The sequence below is a fragment of the Salsuginibacillus halophilus genome (assembly GCF_003014715.1).
Classification (GTDB): Bacteria; Bacillota; Bacilli; order Bacillales; family Marinococcaceae; genus Salsuginibacillus; species Salsuginibacillus halophilus.
In genome coordinates this window covers 1-13,297 of sequence record NZ_PYAV01000018.1, presented here as the reverse complement: position 1 = coordinate 13,297, position 13,297 = coordinate 1, and the positions used below count along the sequence as shown (strand labels likewise).

Below are 13,297 nucleotides of genomic sequence, written 5' to 3'. Positions count from 1 at the left end.
ACATGCCAAAAATGCGACGTGGCAACCGTATTGTGAATGTATCTGACCAAGGGAAAAACAGCTATTTGAAGAGTGGCTATGACGAGATTGACAGCAACGGCAAGGTGATTACGCAGGCGACTGGTGGTAAGTCGGTATCAATTGCGGAGTATAACAAGGTTAAATCCAAGGTGGATAAGCTGGAAGAGCAGAATGCAGAGCTTCAGAAGGAAAACAAATCGCTCAAGGCGGAGAACACTAAGTTGAAAAAAGGTGATTAGATGGGTTACATCGACACCGCATATTACAACGACGAGTACAAAGGCGTTGATGCAGGCGATGATTTAGAGCGCTACATTGAGCGTGCTTCAGAGCTGATTGACGAGGTTACAAACTACGTGTTAAACAATCGTGAGTTTGAGGAGTTTGCTTCATTCATCCAAAAGCAGGTTAAGAAGGCGACGGCGGCGCAGGTGGAATTTTACGTAGTAAACGGAGGACCTGAGCAGTTAGACGCTGGCGAAGATTACTCCAACTTTGCTATCGGGTCGTTTCAATATTCCAAAGGCGGAGCGGCAGAAAACGAGCAGGCGGCGCGTGTAAGCCCGAAAGTTTTCTCCCTTTTAGCGCCGACAGGCATGTTGTACCAAGGGGTGATTAACGGTGGTTAAACCGATTCCTAAGAACTTGCTGATCCACACTGTTACGCACGAACCTTACGAGGAAGGCGGGGGATGGGATGAACCGGAATCCAGCGAACCTGTTACGATTGAACGCGTACTTGTACAGCCTGCATCCGCCTTGAGGCGTAATAGCAATGCGGATCGTATTGAAGCCGAGAATGTACTGTTTGTTGATCGCGCGAATTCCAGTGCTTTCCCCGACATCAAGGCCAAGGACACGGTTAAGTTTGATGGTAAAAGCCACGAGGTGCACAAAGTCAACAAACAATATGCCTTCGGCCCAAAGCCGCACCATATAGAAGTGGAGTTGGTATAAATGCGAGTGAGCGTTGATATGCAAGGAGCGCACAGAAAGTTGCAAAGTGCCTTGTCTGGCGGGCAGGAAGTGCTGGACAGTGAGGTTATAAAAGCAAGCAATCAATACGTGCCGATGGATCAAGGCTATTTGCGTGACAGCGCATTGCAAAATTCACAGATCGGCAGTGGCGTTATCGTTTGGTCAACACCTTACGCCGCGCGGCTGTACTACAATCCGCACTACAACTTCAGCGGTGACAGCAACCCTAACGCGCAGGGTTTGTGGTTTGAAGCAGCGCGTGCAGCTAACTTCAACCACTGGCTGAGTATCCTCAAAAGCCACGTTGGGCGGCAGATGTAATGGATTTTTTGCTGCAGGCTAAAAGGTATATCGAAGAAAACGCAGACTTGTTCGTTGACCTACTCAGCGTGGGTCAGCAGGGGGATGGCGATGATATCGCTATTAGACCAACGCCCGGCAATATCGAGGGGCGTTACGCCGATCGGGGAAAGGTTATGCGGTTCCAGTTTCAAATTTTGGTCAATCATAAGCTGAACCGTACGTCTTATGAGACGATTCTGGACATCGCAAACACATTAGATGGTTTAAGAAACGGAGCGATCACAAGCAGTGATGGCTCTTTTTATATGGTCAAATGCGAGTTGTATAACACACCGCAATTCGTGGAGCGAACAAGCGACGGTGACTTACACACCGCCTTGTTTGAAGCGGAATTACTAATCGAGGAGGATTAACATGCAGGACGAAGGATTGTTGGTGCAGTCAAAGCACAAATTCGAAATTGATGTTACACCGGGCGAGGAAGAAGAGACTTATGAACGGTTGGCGAAGGGTTTTAACAGCCTTGACCCTGAGTTAAACGAAGAAAACGATCAAACACAGTATTTTGATGGTGACGGTTACGCCTCTACCACGGTGATGGGGGCGCAGATGACGCTGTCATTCAGTGGGCACCGCTATTACGGCGACGCTGCGCAGGATTTTATCTTTGAGAAGTGGTTGGAGATTGGTAAGGGGCGTGAGACCACCTTCAAGTGGACGCTGCCAAACGGTGTTGTGCTTGAAGGCCCGGTGACTATCGCAGAGATTTCCGGCCCCGGCGGCGACGCGAACGAGAAAGGAGAAATTGAAGTTGCTATCCACTTTAACGGTAAGCCGGAAGTTACAGAAGAAGGCGAAGAAGAATAACGGAGGGCTTCGGCCCTCTTTAATTTAAAGGAGGTATTGCATGGCACGCATTACAGTACAGCTGGAACAGCCATTTGATGAATTTGAAATCGGCGATAACGTATATAAGGTTTATTACGACGATGAATCGTTGAAAAAGTACGAGCAACAACTAAACAGCTTCCATGATGAGGTAACGGCTAAGAAGAATGTGGACGACATGACAGCAGCAGAAAAAGAGCAACTTGAAGAAAAACGGTGGACGGCAGTCAAGCGTGTGCTTGAATTGTTTTTTGGTGAAGGTACATTTGATGCAATTTACAGCGCTTCCGGCAAGTCGATGATTCAGATGATGAATGTGGTCAACGCGCTTACAAGTTGGGTGCAGGATCGAATGCAGGTTAGCGACAAACGAGACTATTACACAAAGACGTGAGTGTAAATGAAGCTTACAGACCGATTTGATGACGCGCTGGTTGTCGGTGGTAGGGAGTTAAAGCTTAACCTTGCTTACGACCAAGTCTTGCGCGCCATGGAGCTGTGGCAGGACACCACTTTCACAGAGGCTGAGAAGGTCAACACGTTTGTTGAGATGTTTGTGGTTAACAAAGAAGAACTAGCCGGGCTTGATATCCAAGCGAAAGTGGCCATCGTAGAAAGCATTTATAAACATTATATCTTAGACACTTCGCAGTTGAGCGATGAAGGCGAGATTGAACGGCCGCAGCGCTCAAACATTGAAAAAGCTCCATACGATTTAGAGAAGGACGCAGAGTACATCTTTGCGTCTTTTTTGTATGACTACAACATCGACCTTTTCGACGTGCAAGGAAAATTGCACTGGCAAAAATTTAAGTCGCTCCTCACCAATTTGAGCGACGAATCAAAGTTTAAGCAAGTGGTTGGAATACGCCAGCAGAAGATACCAAAGCCGAGCAAGCACAACAAAGAAGAGCGTGACAGGATCATGAAGCTCAAGCGCATTTACCGTTTAGAAGGTGAAGACAGCGTGGAAGATATCGACGCTAAAGCAGACCACCTAGCGGCGATGTTAGCGCCGCGCAAAGGAGGTGGACAAGATGGCTGACGGACGGATAACAATTGAATCTATATTTGATGGTAGTGAAGCGGAGCAGGGTTTGCAGGAGCTAGAAGGTGCGGTTGAGCAAACGGCATCATCTGCAAAAGATGCTGGTGTGGCATTATCAAAGCTTGTGACGGGCCCGATTGTGGCAGGAACAGGTACAATTGCGGCTTTGGTAACTTCAACAGCAAACTATGCTGACAGCGTACTTGACCTTTCGGTTGCTACAGGACACAGCACTGATGCTATACAAGAATGGCAGGCAGTCGCTGACCGAGCAGGGGTTAACACCGACGCAGTAACAAACGCTTCACAACGCCTCACTCGTCAAATGCCACAGATGGAATCCGAAACAAACGCGGGCAGACAGGCTTTGGATGAACTTAATATATCATATGATGAGCTAGAAAACATGAACGCGGATGAACAAATGGAAACGGTCATGGACGCGCTGAGAGGCGTTGAAGATGACACTATGAGGGCGCAACTCGGTAACGACCTCTTGCGTGGCTCATACGAGGAATTGGCTCCCATACTAGCTATGAGCGAGGAAGAGTTTGAAAATGTAAGGGAGCAGGCACACGAGAGCGGCCGCGTGCTATCCGGCGAAGCTTTGGAGAACCTTAACAGCTTCCGTGAGGCGTTGGACGAGCTTTGGACGGAGATTAAAGGTGTAGGTAATATCATTGCGGAAGAAATGGTTCCTGTTTTGGAAGGGAGCTTAATTCCGGCGATTGAAAACACTGTTATTCCAGCCTTGCGCGGCATGAGTGAGGCGGCAGCTGGCGTGATACAGTGGTTTGACGGTCTAAGTCCGCAGACACAAGCTGTTATTACAGGCATTACTGCACTCGCGGCCGCAATCGGGCCTTTGCTTGTTGCGTTCGGAGCCGCAACCGCTGCCGTTGGCGCTATGATACCTGCGCTTGGATCACTAGTTGCAGCCTTTAAGACATTTGCCGGCCCGGTTGCTATTGTGGTGGCGGCTGTCGCTGGCATAACCGCTGCCTTTGTCACAGCTTATCAAACATCAGAAGAATTCCGATCAATCGTGCATGGGGTCTTAGACCAAGTGCGCGATATTTTTATGTCTGTTGTTAGTGCAATACGAAGCTTTTGGGAGGAAAACGGCGAAGCGATACTTGAGCGCGGGCGCTCGATATTTGAAAACATCTTAGAGGTTGTAACATCCGTGATGACAGGGGTTATGGAAACGGTTAGTAACATGCTGACTAGGTTGGTTGAGCTTTGGAATGAGTACGGCCCAGGCATCGTAGAGCTTGTAAGCAACCTCATGTCCAACATCCGTGACGCTTTCACAAACCTCGTTGAATCAGTCGGCCCAATTTGGGAATCACTGATGAGCTTGTGGGAGAGCGCAAGACCTCTTTTAGAGGCACTGGCAAATGTTGTCGGCGGTATCTTGGTCACTTCTTTCGGTATAGCGATCAGCATATTTAACGGTGTTGTATCAGCACTCGGGCCATTAATTAATGCGATTATTGATTTGACCGACTTTGTGGTCAGTATGGTAACGGCTGTAGGTTATGCGATTGAAGGTGACTTTTCAGCAGCAATGGACGCTTTTCAAAATATGAACGAAGCTGCTAAAAGCTTCTTTGAAAACATTTGGGAAGCAGTTGTTGGGTTGGTCGAAGGTTTTGTAAGCACAATTGTGGATTTCTTCGTTGATTTGTACAACACGGTGGTTGGCAACTCGATCATACCCGACATGGTTAACGCCATCATCGACTGGTTTGAAGACTTGATATCAACCGTGACAGATACTGTATCAAACCTTGTATCAGCGGTTGTAGACTTCTTTGTTGATTTGTACAACCAAGCGGTCGATAACTTTAACTCGATGTACAGCGCTATAAGCGATGTTGTGAGCAATATATTCAACTTCGTAACCGATACATGGAGCAACATTCTAAGCACTGTACTAGAGGTTCTTAGCCAGCTTGTAAGCAATACGCAAGAACGTTGGAACAGCATATTAACCACCATCACCGAGATTGTTAACAATGTACTTTCAACAATCAGCGACGTGTTTAATAACATTCTAAGCACAATTAGTGACATCTTTTCTAATGTCGTAACCACCACACAGGAGCGTTGGGACAGCATATTATCTACTGTTAGCGAGATAGCTTCAAGCATTTTGTCCAGCGTACAAGAAAACTTTGACAGCGTAGTTACCGCTGTGTCCGAGGCTTTTTCAGAAGTGGTTAGCAGTGTGACAGGTGGAATGGAGGAAGCCTTAGGTGCGGTTACTGATGTAGCAGGCGACTTCTTGGAAGCAGGTAAAAGCATTGTGTCGAACATCGCAGAAGGCATTTCTGGGGCAATCGGAGATGTAACTGATGCTATTGGTGGTGTGATGGACGCAGCGCGCGACAGGCTCCCTTTCAGCCCAGCAAAAGAAGGGCCTATGAAAGACATCGACAAACTTGATTTTGGCGGGCCGATCGGCGACAGCATTAAAGGCGCAAAAGGCGAAGTCGAAAAGGCGATGAATGACACGCTAGCCGTAGATATGGCGGCGCGTGCGCAGAAAATGTCTCAAATGGCGGCTCCGGCGGTTAACGCGGTGCCGGGATCTTCAGCAAGTGGCGCCAGCACACAGCAACAACAGGGCGGCGGCGATTATATCCAAAACTTAACGATTAATTCACCGCGTGAGAAGTCGTACAAGGAGCTTGCAAGAGAGCAACGCAAAGCCAGCCGAAACATGGCGAAGGAATGGGGGAGAGCATGATAACTTACACAAACGCAAACGGTGAATCAATCACAATGAACCGTGACAGCACTTTCCGCGTTGTAGAATTTAACGGACGCGGGGGTGCTGATGCGGATGTGCAGATGCAGAAACCCCCTTTTTTTGATGGCGGGCAGCTTGTTGACGTTGCTTTTGAAGAGCGTGAACTTGAACTCGAAGTGGAAATCAAAAGCACAGACACGGCGGAGCACAGGCGCAAATTGGCGCGTGTGTTTAACCCTAAATTAAAAGCTGGAACTCTAAGTTATGAAACATCAGACGGTGAGTGGCTGATTGATTGTGTAGCTACGGGTGTACCTCAATTTCCATCTAAGGAATCGAGTACAGGACATCAGAGGTGCACAGTCGATCTTATCGCACCCAACCCTTACTGGCGCACGCCGGAAATCGAAACTTCACCGACGTTCGAGCCGCTATTTAAATTTCCATTCGAGGGCTCATTTGAAATGGGCATACAGCGCGATGCACGCATCATCGACAACGACGGCGACGCACCGTGCCCGCTTCAAATCGAGTTTAACGGCCCTGCGGAAAACCCGAGGATTGAGAATGTGACAACAGGCGAATATATCAAGGTCAAGCAGACGCTGCAGTCTAGCGAGGTGCTCAAGATTGACACCACGCCGGGTGATAAATCGGTGGTCATCGAAGAATCGGACGGCACGCAGCGCAATGTGTTTAACTGGATTGACTTGCAAAGCACCTTTTTCCAGTTAGAAGTGGGAGAAAACGAAATTGAGTACACAGCAGATGACGATATTCAAGGTGCAATCGTTGATATGTACTACAACAAAAGGTATGTGGGGGTGTGATTATGCCGGAAATATACAAGTTTTTTAACAGCGCTAGCGATGATGAGCGCAAGTATCAAGCAGCTGACTTTGCTGACTACTTTGGTACAGTGTTAAGCAGCGGTTTGGTGCACACAGATGAAGAGCCGACGCTTGAGGTTAGCGTAAGTGACGATTCACTTGAATCTTACGTAGAAGCAGGAAAGGCGATCGTTGACGGCCACCTTTACGAATTGACGGATGAAAAGACCCTGGAACACTCGCTTCCCGAAAGCGACACTGACCGCATTGACCGCGTCGTACTCCGATTAGACACACGCAATTCCGCGCGCTATATCAAGCTGTTTGTGCTTGAAGGTGATCCCGCTGAGGAGCCGGAGCCGCCGGAACTTACGCGTGATAACTTCGTGCACGAGCTGTCACTTGCGCAGATTTACGTGCATGCTGACACATCTAGTCTTGATTCTGACGACGTTACGGATGAGCGACTGGACGAAGACCTGTGTGGGTTAGTTAACTCTATGCTAACCGTGCCAACTGACCAGTTTGTAGACGAGTGGGAGAGCTTCTTTTCGGACATTAAGCAGGAGATTGAAAGCATTAAAGAAGATTACGAGCAATCACGTGATGACTTTCAAGAGGAACTGGATAACAAGCTTGCTGAATGGCAGCAGGTTTTCGATGATTACATGGCTGAGTTGGAAGGTCAAACGTATGTTTCGCAGGAAGATTTGGACGCGGTAGACGAAGATCTTACTGCGCATAAGGCAGAAAAAGGGCAACCGGATGGATACGCTTCATTAAATTCAGACGGTAAAGTGCCAGAGAGCGAATTGCCTGATTTAGATGCTAAATCAGATGCTTTGGCAATTAAATTTGTAATGGGATAGGAGGTAATTAAATGTCGAATGTAACAATCGAAAATGAGCCTATTAGTATTCAAATTAATGATGAAAGCGTAACTGTCCCTGAAGACGAAGTTTGGAAGGTAACGGTACTCCTCTTAGCAGAGGGCAGTAGCGTTTCAGGAGACTCTTTTTTAATAAATGGAGTACCTTTTCAACCTGAAGCTGATAGCAGTGCACAAAACCACGCAGTTCCATTTGATGCTGTTTTTGTTGGAGGAGATGAATTAGAATCTGAGACAGGCGTTATATCTGTCAACATTAGTGGTTTTATTGTAAAGAAAGGGTGATATAAATGATTAAACGTTTGTCTAATTCAGGGCATGTAATTAATTGGAATCCTGCTTTTGAAGAAGAAGCAAAAGATGCAATAAAAAAAGTATTAAGTGTAGAAGATATTCCAGAAGAACCGATTTCTAATGAAAAAATGAAAGAAGTTAAACAAGAGTATCGAAAATTAATAGGTGACGTTGAAAACGAAAATGAATTACCTGAAACAGTTAAAGAAAAAATAAACCGATTAGAAAAAGAAAACGAAGATTTAGAGTTATCGCAAGCAGATCAAGACGATTTAATCATGAAACTAATGATGGAGGTCGATGGTTAATGAGCGCAGAGTACCGACTTTTTGAACGCCAATGGAAGCGTGGTAGTGCTGACGAGGATACGTTAGAACGTGCGGTTGAGTTAGGATATATTACAGAAGAAGAAAAAGAAGAGATAATGGATCATGAACAAGACGGCGACTAGCGGTCTATTTTTTTATGCAGCAGGACAATAATGCGCAGTAACTAACACGCTCAAATGAGGGTGTATTTTTTATGCCGAAAGGAGGTGGCGCATGTACCCCATCCGTATTTTGTCACCGGATTTAGAGCTGCTTGGCGAGATCGACAGCTACGACACATTCGAGATCACGCGCTCATGGCAGGGCACCGGCGAGTTTGACTTGCTTGTGAACCGCGCGGCGCAGAATGCAGACAAGCTAGAGAAGCACAACATCATCATCCTGCACGGCAACACGGAGAAGGCGGGCATCATCCGCCATTGCGAAATCAGCGTAGACGAAAACGGCGCAGAAACGGAAAACTGGCAGATACAAGGTGTTACGCTGGACGGCATAACAAAGCAGCGTGTTACTTTACCGCCGGATCACACGGCTTATGACCGCAGGAGTGGACAAGGCGAGACGGTGCTTAAACACTATGTCGAAAACAACCTCACCGACCCGGACAAGACAAACCGGAAGGTGGAACAGCTTGCGATTGCAGAAGATGAGGAACGCGGCGACCACGTCAGCTTCGAATCACGTTATAAGGAGCTGCACGAAGAGCTTGAGACAATCGCCAAACGCGCCGATATCGGTTGGCACATCTACGTTGATTACGATCAGCCTAGCCTAGTATTTGACGTGATAGAGGGCAAAGACGTGACTGCCGACCAGAGCGACAACCCGCCGGTCATCTTTTCGCCGGAATATCAAAGCATATCGGAGCAAACCTTCATTGATTCCCTGCTTGATTATGTTAGCGACACTTACGTAGGCGGGCAGGGCGAGGGCACAGACCGCCTTGTCCATGAGGTGGGCGAGGAGAGCGAAGGGATTAAGCGCTTTGAATCATTTGTAGACGCACGCGATGTTGATGATGAAGACGATGAGGAAGAGGAGATTCCCGAAGAGGAGCAGATCGAGCGGCTTGAAGCGCGTGGGCAGGATGAGCTTAACGAGATGTCGAGCGAGACAACATTCGAAGCTGAAATCCTCGAGAAGTCTCCATTTATATATGAAGAAGCTTGGAATTTAGGCGACAAAGTAACGGTGCAGTCTAAGCGCTGGGGCGTGACACTCAACGCGCGCGTGACAGAAGTGCGTGAGGTGTACGATCGATCCGGCCGCTCAATTGAAGCCACTTTTGGGCGTAAAACACCGACATTTATAGATAAGGTCAAGCGTGCGACGCACAAGGCTGACTCCACACTTTAAGGGGGCTAAAAATGGAGCGAGAGGGCGTCACGGTCGGTTACAAAGAAATATACGACGAGATGAGGAAGATATCTGAATCACTCGTCGGCATTAACCACCGACTGACCCAAATTGAAGAAAGCCTTCCCCGCATACAAGAAGCAAACGAACGTAGTCGGGAAGCTCAGGAGCTTGCACAGAAAGCAACTGAAGCAGCAGAAGAATTAAAGCAAGATTTTAGCGAATACAAAAGAGGTCAACGTAAACGAGAAGATAGTGAAAAAAAGCAGAAAATCGCAACGGTCGGCGTAATCGTACCTGTTGTGATTTTTTTATTGCCAATTCTGTTCGCTTACTATAATTAGGAGGGTTTGATATGACCGAAATTTTAGCAACAGCAACAGCCGTGGCGCCGATTGCAACAGCGGTTGTTGAAGCCGTGAAAAAGAGCGGTGTTATCCCGAAGAGCTTTCTTCCGATCGCCGCACTGGTGGTCGGTATTTTATTAGGTCTTGCAGCTGCTCCGGTGTTTGGCGTTAGTCTGCTACATTCCGGGTGGTCTGGTGGAATTGCAGGCTTATCAGCGACCGGACTGTTTGAGTTAGGCAAGAAAAGCAAAGAGTCTGCCGATGAAAAGAAGCACATCAAGCAGCTTGAGGAGGGTCACTAATGGTTAAAGTAATGATAGACCCCGGACATGGTGGACATGATCTAGGCGTATCTGCTTATGATATGACGGAAAAAGCACTTGTACTTGATATCAGCCAGCAAGCTAAAGGAATCCTCGAAAGTGAGTATGAAGGCGTAGAGGTTCGGTTGACACGCTCGAATGACCGATTCATTCAACTTTCAGACCGTGCGCGAATGGCGCGTGACTGGGGCGCTGACTTCTTTGTCAGCGTACATTTGAACGCATTCAACGGCTCGGCGAATGGTATCGAAACGTTTATGCACAACAACTCCAGCGCATCTGCTGAATTGCGAGAAGCGCTGCACCGGCAAATTAAATCGCACATTGAGCAACACGACCGCATCACCGATCGCGGGCTGAAGCAGGCTAACTTTTCTGTGTTGCGTAACACGTATCAAAGTATGTATAGCGTTTTAACTGAATCGCTGTTTTTAGACAACGCGAATGACGCGGAGCTTTTGAAGCAGGAGCAGGTGATTACGGACATTGCGCGTGGGCATGCGCGCGGTATCGTGGAAGCCGCTGGGCTGACACGCAAATCCAGTGAATCAGAAAACGAAGAGGAGGATGATGAAATGAAGCTTGAAAATTGGCAGTGGGAGCAGATGGCTGAGAAGGTAAAAGACATGGAGGATGAAGGCTTGCTTGACGAAGGGCGCTGGCACGAAGCGGTGAAGAATCACGAATTGAGCAACAGCGAATTGACGTGGCTCACGTTTATCATCGCCAGTCGGCAGGCGTTGGTGAAATAAGCGCAGGGGATTACTCCCCTGCTATTTTAATGTAGTAGGTAAAGTCGCCCTCATCCACATCATATTGACCCGGCTCTAACGCTTCGATATGCTCCTTTTCTTCGTGGTCAGCTTCCCACGTCGTTTCATATCCCCTCATAATATCCTGCACATCGCTGACGGCCATTTTTTTATTATAGCTTTCCTGCAATCCGTATTCCCATAACTGATCTTCCCCTGTAACGTGACTGCCATTTTTCTTCTTTTCGATTGTCATATTCATGCTATCCGCTCCTTTATAATAGTAGTTGTGCAAAGCTTCAATATTTTTGTATGTCGCATTTTCCAGCTTAGCTTCTCCGCTGCGTAAGCGGCGCACCGTGTTTTCCGGCACGCCGGATTCTTTGCTGATTTTATAAGTTGTGACTTCGCTTTCAAACAGACGTCTCACTTCTTCAAGCATTAAACATCATCCTCTAAGTGTGGTTTATGGTATTTTTCTTCCGCTGCTTTTCGGGCAATGATCGCAGATTCTTTGTCATTAAAGTATCCGAGGTTAATTTGCCTACCTTGGTAACCAATGTTAGCTTGCCACTTTCTTCTCGCCTCAACCCAACGCACACCTTTATGCCCACTCTTGTTTTTCTTGTGGAGTTTTGATGTTAGCGCAGATTTACGTGTACCAAAGGTTGTGTCAGCGTTAATGTGTTGCTTAAGCCCGGCGTCTCTTTTAGCGGCATGTTGACATCCACAGCTTTTGTAATGACCGTGATTCAAAGAATACCCATATACATGAGTGATATTGCCGCAATCGCATTTGCAAATCCATTTACGATCGTTGTTTTCGTCGGGTTGTGCAAGTTCAACAACTGATAAGCTGCCGAACTTGCGCCCAGTTAAATCCTTGCGCATTACAGAGCTCTAACCTCATCCGGGTTTTTCCAATCACACGCCTCTGATTCGTCTGTTGTTTCCGGATGGACTACTTCCCAAGTTATCAAATATTCGTTGTTGTTAATGTCTAAAGCGGTAGCGTGATACTCGTCTCCGTCATCTCCAACGTAAGGATCTTGCACGGTGCGGTACTCGACACCGTTAACCTCTACAATTGTGCTGTTGTTTTCATTAAGCTCTTCAAACTTTTTCATTTCAATTCCTCCTTGTTTTTGCAACCGTTATCGGTTGGTGTATTTATAATATACCACCGTTATCGGTGAGTGTAAACAGTTTTTATAAATTTTTCCGAGAAATTTTTGCACAAAAAAAGAGGAGCACGCAGCTCCTCTCTAATTACCGTTATTCCTGCGTAGCTCGCAAGACTACAATTTCATGTGAATCAAAATAGCCCAAAGAATACCTCACTTCATTTACATAAGCTTCTTGTGTTTCTGCAACGAAACTCAATTCCTCATCCAAGCCTAATTCTTCGTTCAACAACTCGCCACGTTCTTCCTCAGGCAAATCTGGGCTAGTAGCGCCGATCAGAACGCCATATGCCATCACATCTTCAAAGCGATCTTGTTCAAAAGCTTCCATTTCGCTTTCAATGTAGACTTCTTCAATGTATCCATCTACTGTGAAGCCCATAATCGTAAGGCCGTTACTTAAACGGTATCCAAAACCTTCACCGTCCGTACTCGGAGCTTCGTCAAATTCACTAATCTCAAAATGCTCCAAGCCGTCTTCTTCTAAACCGTTAATGAGACCATTCCAATTATCGCGGAATTCATCAAGCGTCATAAACGTTTCTTCAACTTCTTCCTGCTCCTCTTCTTCTTGTTCAGCTTCTTCCTGTTCCTCTTCGTCTTCTTCCTCTACAGCTTCTTCAGTCTCTTCTTCCGCCGCAGCTTCCTCGGCTTCTTCCTCCTCCGCCTCATCATCGCCGCTCACAGCGTTAACCAACCCGCTTACTAAAATGACTGTAGCCGGGATTACGAACCACTTCTTCTTATAAAACGGTGTTTTTTCTTCCATTATATTGTCCCCCTGTTAACTTTCCTTCATGATACTACAAATTCTGTAACAAATGGAAGGGTGGTTTGGTGATCACAACCATGACCACACAAATGATCACGCAACTAACAACTTCAACAATCGTTCATCCACGCAGGCAACTCCAACAAACCCTAATGTAACGGTGGTTTGAAGCTTCAAATAACAGAAATCAAACGCTACCAACGTGTCCGAAAATAAATTTGAAAT

General features: G+C 46.9%; 22 protein-coding genes. 18 read left to right on the top strand and 4 right to left on the bottom strand.

Annotated features, from left to right (window positions below):
• The first annotated feature begins 2 nt into the window (after positions 1–2).
• From B0H94_RS13990 to B0H94_RS13910, 18 genes are all read left to right on the top strand, one after another.
• Positions 3–260 (top strand): FtsB family cell division protein, encoded by a 258-nt coding sequence (locus B0H94_RS13990; RefSeq protein ID WP_106589885.1) that lies wholly within the window; start codon positions 3–5, stop codon positions 258–260.
• Positions 261–650, top strand: a complete 390-nt coding sequence (locus tag B0H94_RS13985) for a head-tail connector protein (RefSeq protein ID WP_106589884.1) — start codon at positions 261–263, stop codon at positions 648–650.
• Entirely contained in the window at positions 643–978 is a 336-nt protein-coding gene (locus B0H94_RS13980; RefSeq protein ID WP_106589883.1) for a putative minor capsid protein, read from the top strand. The genes B0H94_RS13985 and B0H94_RS13980 overlap by 8 nt, the downstream gene beginning before the upstream one ends.
• A complete protein-coding gene (locus B0H94_RS13975) occupies positions 979–1,320 on the top strand; it encodes a minor capsid protein (protein ID WP_106589882.1) in 342 nt (113 codons plus the stop codon). It abuts the gene before it with no gap.
• Positions 1,320–1,715 (top strand): hypothetical protein, encoded by a 396-nt coding sequence (locus B0H94_RS13970; RefSeq protein ID WP_106589881.1) that lies wholly within the window; start codon positions 1,320–1,322, stop codon positions 1,713–1,715. The genes B0H94_RS13975 and B0H94_RS13970 overlap by 1 nt, the downstream gene beginning before the upstream one ends.
• Before the next feature lies 1 nt (position 1,716).
• Positions 1,717–2,169 (top strand): phage tail tube protein, encoded by a 453-nt coding sequence (locus B0H94_RS13965; RefSeq protein ID WP_106589880.1) that lies wholly within the window; start codon positions 1,717–1,719, stop codon positions 2,167–2,169.
• A gap of 40 nt (positions 2,170–2,209) precedes the next feature.
• Positions 2,210–2,584 (top strand): hypothetical protein, encoded by a 375-nt coding sequence (locus tag B0H94_RS13960; protein WP_106589879.1) that lies wholly within the window; start codon positions 2,210–2,212, stop codon positions 2,582–2,584.
• A gap of 6 nt (positions 2,585–2,590) precedes the next feature.
• A complete protein-coding gene (locus B0H94_RS13955; RefSeq protein WP_245894068.1) occupies positions 2,591–3,235 on the top strand; it encodes a Gp15 family bacteriophage protein in 645 nt (214 codons plus the stop codon).
• Positions 3,228–5,993, top strand: coding sequence for a phage tail protein (locus tag B0H94_RS13950; RefSeq protein WP_106589878.1), 2,766 nt, complete (start codon positions 3,228–3,230; stop codon positions 5,991–5,993). The genes B0H94_RS13955 and B0H94_RS13950 overlap by 8 nt, the downstream gene beginning before the upstream one ends.
• Complete coding sequence (locus tag B0H94_RS13945; RefSeq protein ID WP_345789052.1) at positions 5,978–6,826, top strand: phage tail family protein; 849 nt, start codon at positions 5,978–5,980, stop codon at positions 6,824–6,826. The genes B0H94_RS13950 and B0H94_RS13945 overlap by 16 nt, the downstream gene beginning before the upstream one ends.
• A 2-nt stretch (positions 6,827–6,828) precedes the next feature.
• Positions 6,829–7,695, top strand: a complete 867-nt coding sequence (locus tag B0H94_RS13940) for a hypothetical protein (RefSeq protein ID WP_106589876.1) — start codon at positions 6,829–6,831, stop codon at positions 7,693–7,695.
• An 11-nt stretch (positions 7,696–7,706) separates the two neighbouring features.
• Positions 7,707–8,000, top strand: a complete 294-nt coding sequence (locus B0H94_RS13935; RefSeq protein WP_106589875.1) for a hypothetical protein — start codon at positions 7,707–7,709, stop codon at positions 7,998–8,000.
• 5 nt (positions 8,001–8,005) lie between these two features.
• Positions 8,006–8,317 (top strand): hypothetical protein, encoded by a 312-nt coding sequence (locus tag B0H94_RS13930; protein ID WP_106589874.1) that lies wholly within the window; start codon positions 8,006–8,008, stop codon positions 8,315–8,317.
• Positions 8,317–8,460 (top strand): XkdX family protein, encoded by a 144-nt coding sequence (locus B0H94_RS15045; protein WP_146139958.1) that lies wholly within the window; start codon positions 8,317–8,319, stop codon positions 8,458–8,460. The genes B0H94_RS13930 and B0H94_RS15045 overlap by 1 nt, the downstream gene beginning before the upstream one ends.
• A gap of 91 nt (positions 8,461–8,551) precedes the next feature.
• Positions 8,552–9,694 carry a siphovirus ReqiPepy6 Gp37-like family protein gene (locus B0H94_RS13925; RefSeq protein ID WP_106589873.1) on the top strand — a complete coding sequence of 381 codons (1,143 nt, stop codon included), beginning with the start codon at positions 8,552–8,554 and terminating at the stop codon, positions 9,692–9,694.
• Between the two features lie 11 nt (positions 9,695–9,705).
• Positions 9,706–10,038 (top strand): hypothetical protein, encoded by a 333-nt coding sequence (locus B0H94_RS13920; RefSeq protein ID WP_106589872.1) that lies wholly within the window; start codon positions 9,706–9,708, stop codon positions 10,036–10,038.
• Between the two features lie 11 nt (positions 10,039–10,049).
• Positions 10,050–10,343 (top strand): holin, encoded by a 294-nt coding sequence (locus B0H94_RS13915; protein WP_106589871.1) that lies wholly within the window; start codon positions 10,050–10,052, stop codon positions 10,341–10,343.
• A complete protein-coding gene (locus B0H94_RS13910) occupies positions 10,343–11,116 on the top strand; it encodes an N-acetylmuramoyl-L-alanine amidase family protein (RefSeq protein ID WP_106589870.1) in 774 nt (257 codons plus the stop codon). The genes B0H94_RS13915 and B0H94_RS13910 overlap by 1 nt, the downstream gene beginning before the upstream one ends.
• A 10-nt stretch (positions 11,117–11,126) precedes the next feature.
• Here B0H94_RS13910 and B0H94_RS13905 read toward each other — a convergent pair whose 3' ends face one another.
• The 4 genes from B0H94_RS13905 to B0H94_RS15290 all read right to left on the bottom strand — a co-directional run bounded on the left by B0H94_RS13905 (position 11,127) and on the right by B0H94_RS15290 (position 13,069).
• Positions 11,127–11,558 carry a hypothetical protein gene (locus tag B0H94_RS13905; RefSeq protein WP_106589869.1) on the bottom strand — a complete coding sequence of 144 codons (432 nt, stop codon included), beginning with the start codon at positions 11,556–11,558 and terminating at the stop codon, positions 11,127–11,129.
• Positions 11,558–12,007 (bottom strand): HNH endonuclease, encoded by a 450-nt coding sequence (locus B0H94_RS13900; RefSeq protein ID WP_106589868.1) that lies wholly within the window; start codon positions 12,005–12,007, stop codon positions 11,558–11,560. Before B0H94_RS13900 ends, B0H94_RS13905 begins: the two co-directional genes overlap by 1 nt.
• Positions 12,007–12,243, bottom strand: a complete 237-nt coding sequence (locus B0H94_RS13895) for a hypothetical protein (protein WP_106589867.1) — start codon at positions 12,241–12,243, stop codon at positions 12,007–12,009. Before B0H94_RS13895 ends, B0H94_RS13900 begins: the two co-directional genes overlap by 1 nt.
• 148 nt (positions 12,244–12,391) lie before the next feature.
• Positions 12,392–13,069, bottom strand: a complete 678-nt coding sequence (locus B0H94_RS15290; protein WP_181315423.1) for a hypothetical protein — start codon at positions 13,067–13,069, stop codon at positions 12,392–12,394.
• Between the last annotated feature and the right edge of the window lie 228 nt (positions 13,070–13,297).